Annotated in this window: 21 protein-coding genes; 15 read left to right on the top strand and 6 right to left on the bottom strand. The window is 47.6% G+C overall.

What is annotated here, in order from left to right:
• Positions 1-60: 60 nt before the first annotated feature.
• Positions 61-282 (bottom strand): DeoR family transcriptional regulator, encoded by a 222-nt coding sequence (locus M1E06_RS05740; protein ID WP_003184500.1) that lies wholly within the window; start codon positions 280-282, stop codon positions 61-63.
• Between the two features lie 271 nt (positions 283-553).
• Between M1E06_RS05740 and M1E06_RS05745 the strand changes: the two genes are divergently transcribed.
• Both M1E06_RS05745 and M1E06_RS05750 read left to right on the top strand, forming a co-directional pair.
• Complete coding sequence (locus M1E06_RS05745; protein ID WP_020452632.1) at positions 554-1261, top strand: ABC transporter ATP-binding protein; 708 nt, start codon at positions 554-556, stop codon at positions 1259-1261.
• The gene (locus M1E06_RS05750) at positions 1258-2418 is read left to right on the top strand and encodes an ABC transporter permease (RefSeq protein WP_025810982.1); all 1161 of its coding nucleotides are present in this window, start codon (positions 1258-1260) and stop codon (positions 2416-2418) included. The genes M1E06_RS05745 and M1E06_RS05750 overlap by 4 nt, the downstream gene beginning before the upstream one ends.
• Before the next feature lie 20 nt (positions 2419-2438).
• On the opposite strand, the gene M1E06_RS05755 is transcribed toward M1E06_RS05750, so the two are convergent.
• Positions 2439-3746 carry an NCS2 family permease gene (locus M1E06_RS05755; protein ID WP_025810983.1) on the bottom strand — a complete coding sequence of 436 codons (1308 nt, stop codon included), beginning with the start codon at positions 3744-3746 and terminating at the stop codon, positions 2439-2441.
• Between the two features lie 107 nt (positions 3747-3853).
• On the opposite strand from M1E06_RS05755, the gene pepV reads away from it, so the two are divergent.
• The 3 genes from pepV to M1E06_RS05770 all read left to right on the top strand — a co-directional run bounded on the left by pepV (position 3854) and on the right by M1E06_RS05770 (position 6060).
• The gene (gene pepV, locus M1E06_RS05760; RefSeq protein ID WP_020452629.1) at positions 3854-5245 is read left to right on the top strand and encodes a dipeptidase PepV; all 1392 of its coding nucleotides are present in this window, start codon (positions 3854-3856) and stop codon (positions 5243-5245) included.
• Between the two features lie 16 nt (positions 5246-5261).
• The gene (locus M1E06_RS05765; protein WP_025810984.1) at positions 5262-5735 is read left to right on the top strand and encodes a DUF2691 family protein; all 474 of its coding nucleotides are present in this window, start codon (positions 5262-5264) and stop codon (positions 5733-5735) included.
• A 73-nt stretch (positions 5736-5808) separates the two neighbouring features.
• Positions 5809-6060 (top strand): hypothetical protein, encoded by a 252-nt coding sequence (locus tag M1E06_RS05770; protein ID WP_025810985.1) that lies wholly within the window; start codon positions 5809-5811, stop codon positions 6058-6060.
• Between the two features lie 117 nt (positions 6061-6177).
• On the opposite strand, the gene cysK is transcribed toward M1E06_RS05770, so the two are convergent.
• A complete protein-coding gene (gene cysK, locus M1E06_RS05775) occupies positions 6178-7110 on the bottom strand; it encodes a cysteine synthase A (protein WP_020452626.1) in 933 nt (310 codons plus the stop codon).
• Positions 7111-7249: 139 nt separating this feature from the next.
• On the opposite strand from cysK, the gene thpR reads away from it, so the two are divergent.
• The 5 genes from thpR (at position 7250) to M1E06_RS05800 (ending at position 12904) form a co-directional block, all read left to right on the top strand.
• On the top strand, positions 7250-7855 hold the full coding sequence (thpR, locus tag M1E06_RS05780) for an RNA 2',3'-cyclic phosphodiesterase (protein WP_025810986.1): 606 nt from the start codon (positions 7250-7252) through the stop codon (positions 7853-7855).
• Positions 7839-8780, top strand: coding sequence for a hypothetical protein (locus tag M1E06_RS05785; protein ID WP_025810987.1), 942 nt, complete (start codon positions 7839-7841; stop codon positions 8778-8780). The genes thpR and M1E06_RS05785 overlap by 17 nt, the downstream gene beginning before the upstream one ends.
• A 52-nt stretch (positions 8781-8832) precedes the next feature.
• The gene (locus M1E06_RS05790; RefSeq protein WP_025810988.1) at positions 8833-9753 is read left to right on the top strand and encodes a YegS/Rv2252/BmrU family lipid kinase; all 921 of its coding nucleotides are present in this window, start codon (positions 8833-8835) and stop codon (positions 9751-9753) included.
• 26 nt (positions 9754-9779) lie between these two features.
• Positions 9780-11912 carry a type I pullulanase gene (gene pulA / locus M1E06_RS05795; RefSeq protein WP_075213779.1) on the top strand — a complete coding sequence of 711 codons (2133 nt, stop codon included), beginning with the start codon at positions 9780-9782 and terminating at the stop codon, positions 11910-11912.
• Positions 11913-12100: 188 nt separating this feature from the next.
• Positions 12101-12904, top strand: a complete 804-nt coding sequence (locus tag M1E06_RS05800) for a phosphotransferase family protein (RefSeq protein WP_025810990.1) — start codon at positions 12101-12103, stop codon at positions 12902-12904.
• On the opposite strand, the gene M1E06_RS05805 is transcribed toward M1E06_RS05800, so the two are convergent.
• Complete coding sequence (locus tag M1E06_RS05805) at positions 12899-13177, bottom strand: YtzH-like family protein (RefSeq protein ID WP_020452620.1); 279 nt, start codon at positions 13175-13177, stop codon at positions 12899-12901. The two genes, M1E06_RS05800 and M1E06_RS05805, sit on opposite strands and share 6 nt — an antisense overlap.
• Before the next feature lie 179 nt (positions 13178-13356).
• On the opposite strand from M1E06_RS05805, the gene trmB reads away from it, so the two are divergent.
• The 3 genes from trmB to M1E06_RS05820 all read left to right on the top strand — a co-directional run bounded on the left by trmB (position 13357) and on the right by M1E06_RS05820 (position 16706).
• Positions 13357-13998, top strand: coding sequence for a tRNA (guanosine(46)-N7)-methyltransferase TrmB (gene trmB, locus M1E06_RS05810; RefSeq protein WP_023855521.1), 642 nt, complete (start codon positions 13357-13359; stop codon positions 13996-13998).
• 91 nt (positions 13999-14089) lie between these two features.
• Complete coding sequence (locus tag M1E06_RS05815) at positions 14090-14935, top strand: YtnP family quorum-quenching lactonase (protein ID WP_146873363.1); 846 nt, start codon at positions 14090-14092, stop codon at positions 14933-14935.
• Positions 14936-15008: 73 nt separating this feature from the next.
• Positions 15009-16706, top strand: coding sequence for an NAD-dependent malic enzyme (locus tag M1E06_RS05820; protein ID WP_186826136.1), 1698 nt, complete (start codon positions 15009-15011; stop codon positions 16704-16706).
• 35 nt (positions 16707-16741) lie between these two features.
• Here the strand turns inward: M1E06_RS05820 and M1E06_RS05825 are convergent, their stop codons facing one another.
• The gene (locus M1E06_RS05825) at positions 16742-17056 is read right to left on the bottom strand and encodes a PepSY domain-containing protein (protein ID WP_020452616.1); all 315 of its coding nucleotides are present in this window, start codon (positions 17054-17056) and stop codon (positions 16742-16744) included.
• A 136-nt stretch (positions 17057-17192) separates the two neighbouring features.
• Here M1E06_RS05825 and M1E06_RS05830 point away from each other — a divergent pair, with 136 nt between their 5' ends.
• Entirely contained in the window at positions 17193-18266 is a 1074-nt protein-coding gene (locus tag M1E06_RS05830) for a M42 family metallopeptidase (RefSeq protein ID WP_020452615.1), read from the top strand.
• Between the two features lie 52 nt (positions 18267-18318).
• On the opposite strand, the gene M1E06_RS05835 is transcribed toward M1E06_RS05830, so the two are convergent.
• Positions 18319-18765, bottom strand: a complete 447-nt coding sequence (locus M1E06_RS05835) for a YtoQ family protein (RefSeq protein WP_020452614.1) — start codon at positions 18763-18765, stop codon at positions 18319-18321.
• 290 nt (positions 18766-19055) lie between these two features.
• On the opposite strand from M1E06_RS05835, the gene M1E06_RS05840 reads away from it, so the two are divergent.
• Positions 19056-19376 (top strand): thioredoxin family protein, encoded by a 321-nt coding sequence (locus tag M1E06_RS05840; RefSeq protein ID WP_003184462.1) that lies wholly within the window; start codon positions 19056-19058, stop codon positions 19374-19376.
• The last annotated feature ends 5 nt before the right edge of the window (positions 19377-19381 follow it).

Raw genomic sequence — 19381 nt, forward strand, 5'->3', positions numbered from 1 at the left:
TATGTTTGATGGCTGTCCTATATGATATTCAGCGCTAAAGTTCAATTTTTCAGAATATTACTATGAGGAGATTTTTACTTTTTTTCTTGTAGTCTCCCATTTGCCTCTGCTGGGGCTGTGTACTAGATCGTTGTATGCCAACACATTCAGATCACGCTGGATTGTTCTCGGTGTAGTGCCAAATTCATCAACCAGTTCCTGGGTTGTAACGAGTCCTTTTTCTTGAATGAACATGTATACTGATTTGATCCTGGTTAGCATTCGGTTTGTTGAAGGTTTCAAACAACCACTCCCTATCGTATGATCGAATGGACTTGACTACCACAACTTACGACTCCAAAATGCAGCATGGACGGTTAGCGACCATTTCTTGAAAATGATCAATAAATATTATACACGATCTCTTTGCCAAATATCCAGAAAAAAGCCGGAGCCAAATTAATGAAAAAATGAAAATCGTGAGCAGAACATGCAGTACGATCACGTTTTTTTGCCAAAAAAATTTTAAACTTTTTCTAGCTTCATACGTAGTAAAAGAGAGGTGGTAAAGATAATGAAATTAAAAGTGCATATTGAAAAATCCGGTTATGAAGAAAAGGAATCGGCGATCGAAAATATATCGTTTACTGTGGGGGAAGGCGAGCTTGTCGGATTAATCGGACCGAATGGAGCGGGGAAAAGCACGACAATTAAAACGATACTCGGTTTAACAAGGCATATGGCCGGGCAGGTTGAATGGGCTGAAACGTCAAACTATGCATACATACCTGAACAGCCCAGTTTTTACGACGAATTGACTTTATGGGAGCATATCACGGCTTTAGGGACGTTTTTGCAGGAGGACGAGTCCTCGTTTTTGCCGAGGGCGAATCGGCTCATCGAGCGATTCTCGCTGGAGCATGCGCTTCATGATTATCCGGGGAGCTTTTCGAAAGGGATGCAGCAAAAGCTGATGCTGATCCATGCTTTTCTCATGCAGCCTGATCTATATATTATCGATGAACCGTTTATCGGGCTCGACCCGATCGCAAGCCGCCTCTTTTTGGATATGCTGAAAGAAGAGCAGAAGCGGGGAGCGGGTATTTTGCTTTGTACGCATGTGCTGGATACCGCCGAGAAGATCTGTGACCGTTTTTTGCTGATTTCAAATGGCCGTCTGATGCTGGAAGGTACGCTCGAAGAGCTGCAGGAGAAAACCGGCCTTTCGGGTGGCTCGCTGCTTGACTGCTTTTACTTTGCTGTAAAAGGTGCTCCCGCATGAGCGGCCGGGCTCTGTTTATCAGCAGGCTGAAAGCGGACTGTCTTTATCAGCTCCGGATCATCAAACTGGTCATCGATTGGACGGTTGCGCTGTATATTGTACTGCCTGCGGCTGGAATCGGCGTTTATCAATATATCAAATGGCTGAATGGAGGGTCGTTTGATAACGGATGGCAGGCCGGATTGATTGTGCTTGCTCCGGCCGTTTTTACGCTGTTTGGGTCTGTGAGGACATTTTTAATGGAAGCTGATCAGCTTTATTTGTTGCAAAAAAAGACACTCGTGCTGGACATGAAAAGGTGCGGCTATTTATATTGTCTGTTTATCCAGTTTTGCAAATGGCTGTTGGCGGCGGCCGTGTTTACTCCTCTGTTCGTCAGACAATTTGGGATTGAACTGCCCGCTTGTCTCGCCGTATTCTTTTTTTATTTCTGTCTCAATTCCTTGATCACCGTCTTGAAGAGGCGGAACATCGGATGGCAGTACAAGCTGAAACACCGGGTGCTGAACGCCGGACTGATCTTTTTCGTGTGGCTGTCGGCTTGTGCAGTTGTTTTGTTGTTTTCCTGGCCGGTTGTAATCTTGAGCGGCATGGTGCTGTCTGTGGCCGCGCTGAAGACCGCCGGCGGCACTCTCGGCAACATGTATCTATTTTATGAAGAGGTTGAATTTGATAACAGAAGAAAGCTGAGACTCGCAAAATTTTTCCTGTCGCTGAACCTGGATGGAAGCGTGCCGAAGCAGGGGAAACGAGGGGCAAAAGGGCCGCGGCTGTTCTTTAAAAAATCTCGGAACATCTTTAAAGCCCGTACAGTGCAAAATGGCCTTAAGGAAATCTTTTTTAAAGTGATGCTGCGCCATCCGGACTATAAAAGACAGGTTATGCAAATGATCGGCATTTTTACGGCGCTGATCATGGTTGGACCGATCTGGATGAAAGCGGGCGCTCTCCTGGTTTTTGCCTTCGCTTATCGAAGTCTGTTGTCCGTCCATTTTGACAAGGTGATGGAACGCGTTTTTTTGCTGGGGGCAGACAAAGAAAGCAACGCTTTTTATGAAGCCAGGCGGAATTCCATTGACTGGTTTTTCTATCCGGGGTTGATCTGGTGCTGCCTCGTCATCGCGCTCAGCCTGATGCTGAAAACCCCGTCTTTTTAAAAAAGACGGGGTTCAGTCGTTTAATGCCCTTCCAAAAAGAAGAGGTGTATGAAAAAGAGAACGGCAAACACGAAGACAAGCGGATGAATTTCGCGCCATTTGCCTTTCGCGGCTTTGACAATCGGATAAGAAATAAACCCGAGGGAAATGCCTGTCGCAATAGATGATGTCAGCGGCATTGTCAAAATGACGAGAAAGGCCGGGAATGCTTCGTCAAGCTCTTTCCAGCGAATGTTGGTGACAGCGCCGATCATCATGCTTCCTACAATGATCAATGCCGGCGACGTAATCGCCGAGATCCCGGAGACCGCGCTCACAAGCGGGCTGAAAAACAGCGCCGCTCCGAAAAGCACAGCGACTGTTAAAGACGTAAGCCCTGTTCTTCCGCCTGCGGCCACCCCTGCGGATGATTCGATATAAGCGGTCGTCGGGCTTGTCCCGAACATTGCGCCGATCGTCGTCGCTGTCGAATCGGCAAGAAGGGCTTTTCTTGCATTCGGCAGTTTGTTGTTTTTCATGAGTCCGGCTTGTTCGGCGACACCGATCATCGTTCCTGTCGTATCAAAAATCGTGACGAGCAGGAACGAGAAGACAACCGAATAAAGGCCGTAGTGGACGACATCTCCAAAAGCGGCGAAAGGGTTTGTGACGATCAGTTTTTCCGGCAGATGAGGCATTGACAGAATCCCTTTGGTAAACTCAAGCTGGCCGGTAAAAAAGGCGATCAGGCCGGTTAAGATCATACCGAAAAATAGAGCGCCGTTCACATTCATGACCATCAAAACGACGGAGAAAGCCAAGCCGATTAGTGCCAGGATCACTCCGGCCGAGTGCAGATTGCCGAGTCCGACCAAATTGGATTCATTGGCGGTAATGATTCCGGCTCCTCTCAGACCGACAAAAGCGATAAACAAGCCGATTCCGGCGGTAATCCCGTATTTTAGGTTAGCCGGAATGGCTTCGATCAGTTGTTTTCTAAGAGGTGTTAGCGATAAGATAATAAAGAGGATACCGGCCGCGAAAACAGCGCTGAACGCTGTCTGGTAAGAAATTTCGCCGTTGGACGAGCCGACGACTGACACTGCAAAATACGCATTCAACCCCATCCCGGGTGCAATCGCGATCGGAAAGTTGGCGGAAAGCGCCATCCAAAGCGTTCCGACGACGGCAGCAATGATTGTGGCAGTGAACACTTGATCAAACGGGACGCCTGTACCGGATAGGATACTAGGGTTGACCACGACGATATAAACCATTGTAAAGAAGGTTGTAATACCGGCGAGGATTTCTTTTTTGACTGTGGTTTGGTTTTCTTTTATGTTAAACATCATTTCCTCCAATAACGAACATTATAGCAAAACAATATCTATATTATTCGTTATCGGGTGTTTTTGCAAGGGTTTTTGGCTAAACTGAAAAAAGAAGGGGCGAAATTATGAACTGGGAACAGGAAGTGTCAAAAAGACGGAATGAGATCGTAGAGGATATTCAAGGTTTTTTAAAAATCAACAGCGTCCTTGATGAAGAGACGGCGGGTCCGGGTCGGCCGTTTGGAAAAGGAATTCAAGAATGCCTGACAGCGCTTTTGAATAAAGGGGAAGAAAGCGGATTTACGGTCAAAAATCTTGACGGGTATGCAGGCCATATCGAATGGGGGAAAGGCGAGGAGATCATCGGCGTGCTTTGCCATATTGATGTCGTTCCGCCCGGAGATGGCTGGACGAGTGATCCGTTTGCTGCAGAAATTAGAGACGGCCGCATCTATGCAAGAGGAGCGCTTGATGATAAAGGGCCGACAATGGCCGCGTATCATGCATTAAAAATTGTCAAAGACTCCGGCCTCCCATTATCAAAGCGAATCAGAATGATTATCGGCACTGATGAAGAAAGCGACTGGCGCTGTGTGGAGCATTATTTTAAACACGAAGAGATGCCTTCGGCCGGTTTTGCGCCTGATGCTGATTTTCCGATTATCTATGCGGAAAAAGGCCTGATTGACGCGGCTTTAAAAATTGAAACTGATCAAGCGGAAACAGGTGCGGACTTAACATTGGAGACTTTCCGGTCCGGCCGGCGTCTGAACATGGTGCCTGATGACGCCGAAGCCGTCCTAGAGGGGTCTGCCCCATCAGGTTTTGAAGAGTCATTTGTCCGGTTTGTAAAAGAAAAGCGTGCAGAAGGGCGTATTTTTCAAGAAGACGGCAGACTGACATTAACCGTGTACGGCAAATCAGCTCACGCCATGGAGCCTAATAACGGTGTCAATGCCGGCCTCATTTTGTCCGAGTTTTTACATACCCAATCCCTTGACAGAGCCGGGCTCCAGTTTGTTCAAACGGTTAGCGGGGCTTTTGCCGGAGATACGAGAGGGAAAAAAATCGGCATCGGCTGCCGCGATGACATCAGTGGAGAGTTGACGTTGAATGTCGGCCGGCTGCAGTATGAACAGGAAAAAGGCGGAGAAGCCCATATTAACATCCGCTATCCTGTGACTGAAGAGAGCGATCGGGTGAAATCCGGGCTTTCGCAAATAAAGGGCGCCCGGCTGGTGAGCTTTAAAGACAGCAAGCCCCATCATGTAGCAAAAGACCATAAGCTGATCCAAACGCTGCAGCGGGTCTATGAGGAGCAGACAGGGGAAACGGCACAATTAATTTCGATCGGAGGGGCGACATATGCACGGTCACTGGAAGCCGGCGTGGCATTTGGACCGCTGTTTCCAGGCCGTCCCGACGTTGCCCATCAGAAAGACGAGTATATGGAAATTGATGATCTGCTGAAGGCTGTATCGATATATGCACAGGCCATTTATGAATTGGCGAAGTAGCAAAGAGAGTGATGACATGAGTCATAAGCGAGGCGTTTTATTTGAAATCCCGAACGGGTACGGGCGCTTTCTTCTCGATATGCTGAAGCCGGTTGAACCGGCCGATTTCAATTGGCTGCTTGCCGATGGCGAATGCTATCTCGTGGAAAACGGTGAATTGTCAGATGAAAATCTTTTTCCTCAAGATCCGCAGGTGATGACAGGAGAAGCATTTAAAAAAAGGCTGGAAGACGCAAGGTACTATCTCATCTTCGCCGATCTGAAGGCTTTTCCGAAGGATGGCCATCCTGAAGATGTCAGCACATATGAATCATATATGAAAAGCAGCTGCGAGCTGATTGTGCTTACAGCCGATTCGAGTTTTGTCACGATATACTGCAAAGATCAAAAAAAACTGGAGCTTCTATATCAAAATGCAAAGGACTGCGGTTTCAAGCGGATTGAATATATAACGGATCACAACGATGCCAGGACAGGAATGTATGTGTAGCATAACGAAGACGGCCGCTCTCTAGAGCGGCTTTTTTGCTGTTAAACATTGCTGTTTTCAGGAGAGGGGCTTTTTGAAGCAGGAAAAGGAATTGCTGCATGTGAGGAAACGGTTTTATTCATTTTATTTTTTGTTCTTTTTCGGTTACGGGCGTTTTATCCGCTTCTTTCCGTGTCGTCAGACCCTCGCATTCGTTGTCAGGCCTGCTAAGTCGGTGCTCACGAACAAAAGAGAAACGGCGGCTAACGGAGCAGGCGTCGTCCTGCCTGAACACTGCCGTCATCACAATCCTGTGAAAACCAGCTCCAATGCTCGGCCTTCCTAGACTGCAAGGGTTGCGGTTCACGCTAAAAAGATGAAAAAATCCCAAAACGTCTCTTAGCTTTGGGATTTTTTCAACAATCTGAGCCTGATTTCACAACAGAAACCAGGCTTTTCTCTCTTAATCAAATTGAAATAAATCGCTTGATAAATAGCGTTCTCCTGTATCGGCTGTCATACAGACGACCACTTTGTCGGGAGGGAGCTTCTTAGCTGTTTCAACAGCGGCGAAGCAAGCGGCCCCAGAAGAAGGGCCGACAAGGATTCCTTCTTCCCGCGCCAATCTGCGCGTCATCTCATAGGCTTCTTCGTCCTTGATCTTTAAGATTTCGTCATAGACGTTTTCGTTTAAAATGTTTGGAATAAATCCCGGACTTGTCCCGACAAGCTTGTGCTTTCCCGGTTTGCCCCCGGATAAAACAGGCGACCCTGCAGGTTCTGCCACATGAACGGTTATCCCCGGAAATAACGCTTTCAGCTTTTCGCCTGTTCCGGTAATCGTTCCCCCTGTTCCTGCTGTTGCAACAAATGCGGCAAGTGGTTTGCCGATTTCTTCTATTGCCCGGGCAATTTCCAGAGCGGTTGATCTCCGGTGAGCCTCCGGATTGGCTTCATTATCAAACTGCATCGGAATAAAGCTGCCCGGAATTTCCCGAGCAAGCTCCTGCGCTTTTTTGATGCTGCCCGGCATCCTTTCATCCCCCGGCGTCAGGACGACCTCAGCTCCGTACGCTTTCAGAAGGTTGATCCGCTCTTTTGTCATCGTATCAGGCATAACAAGAATGGCTTTGTAGCCTCTTGCCGCAGCGTTCATCGCAAGGCCGATGCCGGTGTTTCCGCTCGTCGGTTCGATGATGGTTGAACCCGGTTTCAGCAGGCCTTTTTCTTCGGCATCCACAATCATTTGGTAGGCCGCGCGGTCTTTCACGCTTCCGCTCGGATTAAAAGATTCAAGCTTGATATAAACTTGGGCTGCGTTTTCGGGCTGAACGCGGTTCAACTTGACAAGGGGCGTTTCCCCGATTAATTCTGCAATATTGTGAACGGCTTTCACGGCTGTGCACCCTTTCCAAAAAACATGATTCTGTCATTATCCTATCATAAGGCCTCGGAAAGTGGAAAATAGAGAGGTTATAAGTCCTTATATTTTTTGTTAAAATATAGAGAAGACGAATGAGGAGGAAGCCATACATATGTCAGTCAAACCGCATTACTTTATTGGAATTCCAATTCCGGCGGAGCTTAGTGAGCCGCTTTATCGAACAGTCAGCAGCCGTCCGGAATTTTCTTTTCATAGATGGGTGCATCCTTTGGACTATCACATCACCCTCGTGTTCCTCGGCTCCGCTGAAGAAGAGCAGCTGGCTATGCTTGCTGACAGCCTCAAGCTGATCTCCGCTGAGACGGCTCCGTTTCAGATTGCCTTGAAACGTTTCGGAACCTTCGGCAAGCCGTCGGAGCCGAGAATTCTTCATGCGGAACCGGAATACTCAGACGCTCTCTTTCACGTGAGGGAACGGGTGAAGCATGCTGCAGATGCGGCGGGATTTGAAATTGAAAAACGGCCTTTTCATCCACATATGACGGTTGCTAGAAAGTGGAATGGATCGGCTTCTTTTAACGGCCGCCTGGAGCCTCTTGAAGACGCGGTGTCTTTTATGGCCGGGCATTTCACCATCTTTCAAACTCATTTAGACAGGCTTCCCAAATATGAGCATCAAGCCGTTTTCCATTTCGGTGAACGGCCGGCTGCAGAAAAGCAAGATTCGGAGATGAACGCAGATGGCACAGATTATTAAAATACAGGATTGCATTTCAAGGTATGAACAGGATCCTTATCATTATATCAACCAGTTTATCCGCTTGAAAAAGCAGCGCTGGCAGTCAATTAAAGAGATGGCTGAGAAAAAGAAAGACAGCCTTCATTACGATAAAGAAGCCGCCGATGATGAAACGGTCGGAAAAAGAAAGAAGACATTTACATTAAAGAGAAAAAAAGAAGCATCCGATATTAATAAAGGAAAAGAAGCCGATGAATGGTTTAACGGACTGGACGGAGAAACGGATGAAAGCTTGATTGCAAGAATTCCTGCGGCACGGGAGGAACTCGTGTCGTTTTTCAAAGAATACGTGTACGAGTTTCAGCTGAAATGGGCAAGCTCGACAATCTCTGACATATCCAGGCTTTCCCGGGAAATAAAAAGCGATAAAATCCTGCACATTTTGGCACAGCAGCTGCCGGATTCATATTTCATCATGTATCGGCCGGTGCTGCAGGTAAATCAGGCTGCGGTAGAGCTCAGCGTCTTGATTCTCACACCTCTTGAGATCTACTGTATATCATTTCTCGAAGGCGAGAAGGACAGCGCATTTATCGGTTCCAAAGATCGTTTTTGGAAAGAAAAAACGGTAAGGGGAAGGGAACGGTCACTGTTAAATCCGGCTGTTGAGCTTCTCAGGACAGGCACGGTTCTTTCCGGCTTGTTAAAGGGATCGGGAATTGAACTGCCTGTGCGCAAAGTTGTTGTCAGCCGGACATCGTATATCGATTATCCGGAACCTCCTTACGGAATCGGCATTTGCGACAAAAGACACTGGAAAGAGTGGCTGGAGAAGCAGCAAAAGAACTTCGCCCCGATTAAAAGCCAGCAGCTGAAAACGGCGAAAATTCTGTTGTCGCACGGCGTCTCCGACTCGATGCGGAGACAGGAATGGCTGAGCTGACCGCCAGAACGTTATCCCGGCTTTTTCATACTATAAAATGGAGAATGGAATCATGAGCGATTGGTATATCATCATAAATCCAAAGGCGGGAAATGCGACGGCCTTCAGAGTATGGAAATCATTGCAGAAAGACCTTCAAAAGGCAAATATATCGTACCGCTCATTTATGACCCAGCATCCCGGGCATGCTGAAGTGTTGGCAAGGCAAATATCAACGATGCAGGATGACAGGCTGAAGCGTCTGCTGGTGATCGGCGGGGACGGAACCGTCCATGAAGTGCTCAACGGCTTAGTCAGCTTGCGGGATATTCAGCTGAGCGTCATCCCGTCGGGCTTAAATAATGATTTTAAACGCGGCTTTGCCGTGAAAAAATCGAATGTCATTAAAGAAATGAAGCGAAAAGGGCAATCGCTGACCCGGACCTATGCCCTCGGAAGCTTTCATACGAAAGACAGTGAAAACGAACTCTATTTTGCCAATCATCTCAGCCTAGGATTTGATGCCTGCGCCGTCAAAAAGATGACTGCTTTGCCGAAATGGACGGCTGCTCTCAGGCTGAATCATTTGATTCAGCCGCTGATTTTCTTTGTTACGGCGTTTACGTTTAAACCGTTTGTTCTTTCGTATGAGAACGGGGATGACAAGCGTACGTTTAAAAAAATCTGGTTTGCGTCGGTTTCAAATCACCCCTACTATGGCGGAGACATGAAGATTGCACCGAACGCGAATCCGCGGGATGAGTTTTTAGACGTGATCATTATTGAAGACCGCTCCGTATTGAAAAAAGCCGGCCTCTTGTTTGCAATGATATTCGGCAAACACATCGGTAAAAACGGTGTTACGGCGTTTAAGACGAAAGAAATTTATTTTCATACGAATGAGCGGGTGCTCTTTCAAGCGGATGGAGAGGTGATCGGCTGGGCGCCCGTTTTCATCAAAACAGGGACCGAATCTCTTCGGTTAAGAGCATAAATCTTTCGAATGAAGGAGAGACTGAGATGCCGGGTATCAGCCGCCCCTTTGAAGCTTATCTCGATGAAATGAGAACGATCACTGTTTTAGTTCCGAAGAGCCGCGCCTCAAGCTGCAGCCCCCCTTTTCTACTTGAAGATGATCAAGGAGGGAAGATAGAGCTTTCGGTAAAAGCGACGGAGGAGCTTGAGGAGAAATTCAAGTATGTTCTCGAAAGCAGCCGCCCCGTTCCATTCGGAAGAGTTCATAAAGTATGCTGTGAAGAAAGCGTCTGGACAGACCTGCAAATTGGTTCTGTTACGCGAAGTGCGGCGTTTGACAAGGCTTTTTTTTATGACGGCCGTCTCGGTGCTTTTTATTCAAAAGAGCGTACTTTATTTAAGGTATGGGCGCCGACCGCGAGTACGGCAGCGATCAAGCTGGAGAGCCCTGATTTGCTTCAAACAAATACTTTTCAAATGATGCGCAGAGAAAAGGGTGTTTTTGAGGTAACGGTCGAAGGCGATCTGAACGGCTGGTCCTATTTATATAAGCTTTATGTAAACGGGACGCCGTTATTGACAGTCGATCCTTATGCGAAAGCTGTTACGGTAAACGGGGAAAAGGGCGTTGTAATAGATCCTGAGGAAGTCAAAGTGAAAAAATACCGTGCGCCAAGCCTTCACAGTCCGTGTGATGCGATTATATATGAGGTTCACATCCGCGATTTTTCGATTCATGAAGACAGCGGTATGCGCCATAAAGGCAAATATCTTGCTTTTACAGAGGACGGAACTGAAACGTCCGGCGGCTTCTCAACGGGAATTGCCTATTTGAAAGAGCTCGGCGTCACCCATATCGAGGTTCTGCCCTTTCACGATTTTGCCGGAGTTGACGAGCTGTCTCCGGACCAATCCTATAATTGGGGCTATAACCCTCTTCATTTTAATGCGCCTGAAGGAAGCTATTCGCTCGATCCGCAGAACCCCAAAAGCAGAATCGCCGAGCTGAAAACGATGATTCAGACGCTGCACAAACACGGCTTCTCCGTGATCATGGATGCCGTATATAATCATGTGTACAAGAGGGAAACATCCCCTTTTGAAAAAACGGTTCCCGGGTATTTTTTCAGACATAATGAATACGGTTTTCCAGCCGACGGAACAGGCGTCGGAAATGACATTGCATCTGAGCGGCTGATGGTGCGAAAATATATTCTCGATTCTGTCCGCTATTGGCTTGAAGAATATGATGTCGACGGAATTCGTTTTGATTTAATGGGCATTCTTGATATTGAAACCGTCCGCCAAATCAGTAAGCTTGCCGAGAATGTGAAGCCGGGCGCGCTCCTGTTCGGAGAAGGCTGGGATTTAAATACCCCGCTTGAAAGCGGGCAAAAAGCAACATTGCAAAATGCCGGGAAAGTTCCGGCGGTCGGCTTTTTTAATGATCGGTTCAGAAACGCAGTCAAAGGGAGTACATTTGAGCTCGGTGACCGCGGATATGCTTTAGGGGACACTGGAAAAAAAGCTGAGCTTCAACATGGAATTGCCGGCTCACCGGGATTCTTGCTGCCGCCACAGTCAATCAATTATGCGGAGTGCCATGACAATCATACGTTTTGGGATAAGATGGCCTTCTGTTCGGAAGAAGATGCCTGCACAAAACGGATCAGGCAAAGGCTCGCGCTGTCGATCGTCCTGCTTTCGCAAGGCGTTCCATTTCTTCATGCCGGGCAGGAATTTTGCCGAACAAAGAATGGGGACAGCAACAGCTACAGGTCGGGAGATGGCATCAACAGGCTCGATTGGGAAAAGCGGGCGGAGCTTTGCGAGGAAGTCGAATATGTGCGCCAGCTGATCAGGCTGCGGAGAAGCCATCCCGCTTTTCGTCTGCAAAAAGAGGAGGAAGTCAAGGAACATCTTTCTTTTATGAGCGGTACAGGAGAAGTGACGGCCTACAAGCTGAAGAACATTGCAGCATTTGATCCCTGGAACGAAATCATAGTGGTGCATTGTCCGTCTGCAAAAAAGGAAACGCTTGAGCTGCCCGCCCAGAAACAGTACTTGCTGCACTGCGATCCTTTTACGTTCTTCAATGGGAAGGTTCAAGCGGAAAAAAGGCTTCGGCTGAACGGTATCGGAACCTATGTTCTATACGAACCAAAAGGGATTTTTTAGTTTTGCTTGACGAAGTTTGGCGTCTAGCGCTAAAATTTAAAAGACGGCTATTGTTTAGCACAAATGACTCTCAATAGCCGTCTTTTTATTTGAATATAAAGAGACGACAATACAAGCGGTTTGCTGCCCGCTCTAGGGAGCAGATGCTTTTTAAAATCTTTTAATGAAATGATGGGTTGAAAATCGATATGAACTGGTTGGGACAATTACTAGGTAGCGAATGGGAGATTTCCCCCGCAGGAGGAGCTACAGGAGACGCATATTATGCAGAACATAATGGACAGCAGCTTTTTTTAAAGCGCAACAGCTCTCCTTTTTTGGCTGTCCTGTCCGCGGAAGGAATTGTTCCTAAGCTCGTTTGGACAAAACGAATGGAAAACGGGGATGTGATTACAGCACAGCACTGGCTCAAGGGAAGAGAACTGAAGCCGAAGGATATGAACAGCCAGGCGGTGGCTGAGATGCTTCGGAAAATTCACAGCTCCAAAGAGCTTTTAGACATGCTGAAGAGACTCGGCAAGCAGCCTTTTCAGCCAAACTCTGTAATTACTCAATTGAAGCAGTTTATCCAGGCCCGGCAATATCCGATACCGCAGCTTGACCAAGCCCTTTTGTATCTGGAGCACCATCTCGATGATGTACAGTCCGGAGAAAAGGTCGTCTGTCACTGCGATGTGAATCATAACAATTGGCTTCTTACAGATCAGAACCAGCTTTATTTAATCGATTGGGATGGAGCGATGATTGCAGACCCCGCGATCGATCTGGGGCCGCTTCTTTATCATTACGTTGAAGAGCGGGAATGGGGAAGCTGGCTCGAACGCTACGGCTCTTCGTTAACGGACAATCTCAGGCTGAGAATGGCCTGGTACGTATTGGCGGAAAAAGCAATGACAACACTCTGGCAAGAAGCGAAAGGCAATCAGGAAGGCTTTCACCAAGGGCTGGAACAGCTTCACGCATTAATGAAGCGTCTCGCCGGAGCTTCATGAAAATGAGCCGATATCTTCCACCCATTGTGTGAGATGATCCTGGTGTTCCTGAATGTGGCTGTTGATTGAAGCGGACGATTTTCCCCTCTGGCTGTACAAATAAATGTCTTCGAGAACGCCTTTCAGGCCGGCGTCAAGATTCGTATTTGCCATTAAAGACTTGATAATCCGCTCCATCTGTTCGCACTCAGCGACGGTTCCGGTGCAGTCTGCCTGATGGTCTGAGAGAATATCTTTTAATAGATGAATCTGATTTTGCTGATTTAAGCCCATAATATTGGCACTTCCCTTCATTCTCGGAGTATATGGATTAAAATGTTCAGAAAGCTGTAATTTATACGCGAAAGACCCGGAGGCCGATCTTCGGTCTTTTTTGCTTTGGAAGAGGCCTTGCGGGATTCCGGGATTTCATGGTATGTTGTAAGACGATATAACAAATAGAGGTGTAGTACATGCGAATGCGTCACAAGCCTTGGGCGGATGACTATCTGGCTGAAAACTCTCATATTGTGATCAGCGAGCCGTCTCAATGTAAAGGGAAATGGCATTCCATTTTTGGAAATGACAACCCGATCCACATCGAAGTAGGAACCGGAAAAGGGCAATTTATTTCAGGAATGGCCCTGCAAAATCCGGATGTAAACTATATCGGAATCGAATTATTTAAAAGCGTCATCGTAACCGCTGTTGATAAAGTAAAGCAGACAGAGGCGCCGAATGTAAAGCTTTTGAACATTAATGCCAATATGCTTTCAGACGTTTTTGCAGATGGGGAGGTCGACCGGGTCTATTTGAATTTTTCCGACCCGTGGCCGAAAAAACGCCATGCAAAGCGCCGTCTGACCAATCAAGCGTTCTTGAAAAAGTATGAGCAGGTGCTCGGAGGCAAGGGAGCGATTCATTTCAAAACCGATAACCGCGGGTTATTTGAGTACTCCCTTACCAGTTTTTCCGAATACGGACTCGTTTTGACGTTCGTCAGCCTTGATCTGCATCAAAGCGATTTTCAAGGAAACGTGATGACCGAATACGAAGAAAAGTTCGCCGCTAAAGGCCAGCCGATCTACAGAGTAGAAGCTGAATGGCGAACATAAAAAACAGACTGCTTCCGGCGGTCTGTTTTTTTGCTTTCAAATGAAGCTTCGGGTTGCGTTTTTTGCTACGATAGGAGAAGGAGGGATGATCATGGAAACTTTAACAATCGGACGAATCAAGCTGACATGGCTGAACGGAGGCGTCACACACATGGACGGAGGCGCCATGTTCGGCGTTGTGCCCAAGCCGCTTTGGTCTAAAAAGTATGACGTCAATGAGAAAAATCAGATCGAACTGAGAACAGACCCTATACTTGTTCAGAAAGACGGCACAAATTTGCTGATCGATTCCGGTATCGGACGCGGCAAACTGACGGATAAGCAGAAACGAAATTACGGGGTCACCGAAGAATCGTCAATTGCTAACTCGTTAAAAGCACTCGGGCTCTCAACGGAAGATATCAACGCCGTTCTGATGACACATCTCCATTTTGACCATGCATGCGGATTGACGCGCTATGAGGGAGAAAGCCTTGTTTCCGTGTTTCCGAATGCAGCGATTTACACGTCTGCGATCGAATGGGAAGAGATGAGAAATCCGAATATCCGCTCCAAAAATACATATTGGAAAGAAAACTGGGAAGCAGTTCAGCATCAAGTGAGGACCTTCGATGAGAAGCTCGAAGTTTTGCCGGGAATTACGATGCATCATACAGGCGGCCACAGCGACGGTCATTCCGTGATCGTTCTTGAGGATGCCGGCGAAACGGCCCTTCATATGGCTGATATTATGCCGACGCATGCCCATCAGAATCCTCTCTGGGTGCTGGCGTACGACGATTATCCGATGACATCGATTGCGGCGAAGCAAGCATGGCAGGCGAAAGCCGCCGAGAAAAACGCCTGGTACATTTTTTACCATGACGCCATTTATAGGGCATTAAAATGGGATGAAAACGGCGAGATTGCAGAGTCAGTAAAGAGAGAAAGGCGCTAAGCTATTTTGGTGAATGGTTTGCTTTGTAGTTATCCATCCTAAGGATAACTAACTTTTGAAAGGAAGACGACGGGTGAGCCACAATAATCTGAATGAACAAGTGATCGAGACGCAATTAAGAGGATTTGAAGTCCTTGCAACGCCCCTGCTGAACAAAGGGGTTGCCTTCCCTCCGGAGGAAAGGGAAGCTCTCGGCTTGACAGGATTGCTTCCTCCCAAGGTGCTGACGCTTGAAGAACAGGCAAAACGGGCGTATAAACAGTTCCAATCACAACCTGATGACTTGAGCAAAAACGTCTATTTAACGGCGCTTCATGACCGAAATGAAGTGCTGTTCTACAGGCTTCTGAACGACCATATGACAGAAATGCTGCCGATTGTTTATACCCCGACTGTCGGAACGGCAATCCAGCAATACAGCCATGAATACAGAAAGCCGCGGGGGCTGTTTTTGTCGGTTAATGACCCTGAAGGCATGAAAACGGCATTTGAAAATCTGGCCGCTAAAAAAAGCCGGATCGATTTGATTGTGGCCACTGATGCTGAAGGGATTCTCGGAATCGGGGATTGGGGAGTCGGAGGCATCGCCATTTCGATCGGAAAGCTTGCCGTTTATACTGCGGCTGCGGGCATCGATCCTAACAGGGTCCTTCCCGTTGTCATTGATGCGGGGACGAACCAGGAAAGGCTTCTCAATGATCCGCTTTATGTCGGGAATCAGCATTCAAGAATCAGAGGCGAGCGTTATGAATCGTTTATTGATCAATACGTTCAAATCGCAACCGAGACGTTTCCGGGCGTTTTGCTGCATTGGGAAGATTTCGGAACGCAAAATGCACGTCAGATTTTAAAAAAATACAAAGACAAAATTTGCACCTTTAACGACGACATTCAAGGCACAGGAGCAGTCACCCTTGCAGCGGTGCTTGCGGCCGTCAAAATATCGAAAATGCCCCTAAAAGATCATAAAGTGGTCATATTCGGAGCGGGGACGGCCGGGATCGGCAACGCAGAGCAAATTCGCGCCGCTCTTGTTCAAGAGGGGGTGTCGGAAGAGGAATCATACCGCCGTTTTTGGTGTGTTGACCGGAACGGTTTGCTGACAGATGATATGAACGACTTGCAGGACATTCAAAAGCCGTATGCACGGCCTGCCGACGAGGTCAAAGACTTTAGCCGGAACGGCCCGGGGGATACAATCGATCTGCTTGAGGTGGTAAAACAAGTGCAGCCTACCATTTTGATTGGAACCTCTACTGTATCGGGCGCATTTACAGAAGAAATCGTAAAAGAAATGGCAAAGCATGTGAAACGGCCGGCTATATTTCCGATGTCCAATCCGACGCCGTTATCTGAAGCAAGACCAGAAGATTTGATCAAATGGACGGAAGGGCGGGCGCTCGTCGCCACAGGAAGCCCGTTTGCGCCTGTCGATTACAACGGCATCCGTTATGCGATCGGCCAGGCGAACAATGCCTTTGTATTCCCCGGTCTCGGTCTCGGAACGCTCGTATCAAAAGCAAGGCTGATTACGGACAACATGTTTTACGCCAGCGCAGCTGCGATCGCGGGTATGGTTGACACCGGACGGCCCGGCGCAGCGCTCCTTCCGGAGGTTGAGGATTTGCGCACGGTTTCCGCAACAGTGGCAACGGCTGTCATTAAAGCAGCCATAAAAGACGGAGTTGCAGAAAATGAGCCGGGCGATGTGATTCAAGCTGTGCAGGATGCGATGTGGCATCCGGTCTACCGGCCGATTCGCGCCATATAAAAAATGCGGCCATTTCAGGCCGCATTTTTTTGATGCTATGCTGCGGTATCAATCACATCTACGATCATGCCTGTCTTCGCATCAACCATGACTTCGTACTGTTCAAGCTCTCCGAAAGCAGAACGTGTAATGCCTGTTTTGTACACCATGACGGTTTCGCCGTTTACGGTATAGGCTTCCGGAACGGTATATATCCATGAACCGTCGATCGGGCCTCTCTGTTTAAAAGCGGACTTGACGATGCGCAGCGCTTTTTCAGAAGAAATGTAAGGCTGCATGACATATTGTTTGACAACAACGGCCGCGGCAATGCCGATGCCGGCCCCAAGAAGAAAATGGCGCAGTTTCATCTTTTCAGCACCTCCAAAGCTTGTTTTTTTCATTATACAGAACATGTCCGTCCGTGTTAAGGATAGGCTCTCTTCTGGAAACACATCGCACACTTATGTAAAATGTAGAGAGATACATAAGAAAAGAGGGAAACAGATGAATCAGGAAACGAGAACGCTTTTTCAAACGCTGACGGAGCTCCCCGGCGCCCCGGGAAATGAACATCTAGTCCGCCGTTTCATGAAAAAAGAGCTTGAAAAATATGCTGATGAGATCCTCCAGGACAGACTGGGAAGCGTGTTCGGCGTTAAACATGGACCTGAAGACAGTCCGAAAATTATGGTGGCCGGCCATATGGATGAAGTGGGATTTATGGTGACATCAATCACCGACAACGGACTGCTTCGGTTTCAAACACTGGGCGGCTGGTGGAGCCAGGTTTTATTGGCTCAGCGGGTGGAAATCCATACGGACAACGGGCCGATCCCCGGCGTCATCGCGAGCACGCCTCCTCATCTTTTAACAGATGAGCAGAGGAGACGTCCAATGGATATCAAAAACATGATGATTGATATTGGTGCGGATGACAGGGAAGATGCCGAACGCATCGGTGTCAAACCAGGCCAGCAAATCGTGCCGATCTGCCCGTTTACCCCGATGGCAAATGAAAAGAAGATCATGGCGAAAGCATGGGATAACCGCTACGGCTGCGGACTCAGCATTGAGTTGCTGAAAGAACTGCAGGGAGCAGAACTTCCGAACACGCTTTACTCAGGCGCGACCGTTCAGGAAGAGCTCGGCACAAGAGGCGCGCAAACTGCGGCCAATATGATACAGCCTGACTTGTTTTTCGCGCTTGATGCAAGTCCGGCAAACGATGCGAGCGGCGACAAAAATCAATTTGGCCAGCTCGGCAAAGGGGTGTTGTTAAGGATTTTCGACCGGACGATGGTGACGCACAGCGAAATGAGAAATTTTGTGCTGGATACGGCAGAGACTCATGACATCCCGTATCAATATTTTGTTTCCCCTGGAGGAACCGATGCCGGTCGCGTTCACATCTCAAATGAAGGCGTTCCTTCGGCCGTGATCGGCATTTGTTCAAGATATATCCATACATCTGCTTCCATTATCCACGTTGATGACTACCTTGCTGCAAAAGAATTGCTGCTCAAGCTTGTCAAAGCTTGCGACAGTTCTGCCGTACAATCGATTTTGCGAAATGATTGAACAAAGAGACCCTGTGCCGCTTTACGCACAGGGTCTCTTTTTGATGATACAGCTACCGGCTTTCAAATACGTACGACAACGATTTAATCGCCTGATTGACAGTTTCTACGGTAATGTTCGCTTTGTTTGACAGTTCTTTTAACGGATGATGGAGTGACTCAGGACGGATGATGATCAGCGGCTTGCCTTTGGCAATCGCGTATGAAGCATCCATCGCCGTGTTCCATTGCTTGTATTTTTCCCCGAAAAGAGCGATGACCACATCCGCTTTGTTCATTAAAACGGAAGTTCGAAAATTATTCAAATCCGAGGCTGCATCATCTTTCGCGATCGAATCAGCCTGCTTGCCCATAATTTCTTCACCGATGTTGTCGGAGCGGTCGTGATTTTCCATCGGTCCGACAAACGTGATCGGCAGCTTGAGCGATTTTGCTTTTTCCTTCACTTCTTCACGCCAATTGCTATGTATTTCTCCGGCAAGATAAACGATAAATTCCATACATGCTCCTCCTGACTGTCATGGGATCACGGCGCAAGGCGCCTTAACGGATATTTTTACCCTATTACTTACCATGTTAAACGAGAATGGCTTGATAAAGCAAAAAAATTATGCTTATGATATGAAAGAGGATCGGATCGTTAAGATTTTCCCTTTTTAAAACGGGTAAGATACATAAAGAATCGTCCATCTTTTAAAAAAGCAGGTGGACAGCAAAAGGCTGGATATGGAGCCGGTTGTCTGGTATGATCCGAATGGATGATAAGAACATATATTGGAGGCGTTGAGTGATGAAAACAATCGAGACGAATGAAGAACTGCAAAAAGTTGTGAAAGACGATTTATCCTTGTTGATGTTTTCGGCTGACTGGTGCCCGGACTGCCGTTTTGTAGAACCGTTTTTGCCCGAGCTTGAGGCGAACTATCCGGAATTTACATTCTATTATGTTGACCGTGACAAATTTATTGATACGTGCGCGGAGTGGGACATTTTCGGAATCCCGAGCTTCCTCGTATTTAAAGAAGGAAACGAAATCAGCCGCTTTGTCAGCAAAGACCGAAAAACGAAAGAGGAAATCGAGCAATTTTTGACAGATTCCCTGAATAAGTAGCCGAA

The organism is Bacillus sp. AK124 (assembly GCF_053903085.1).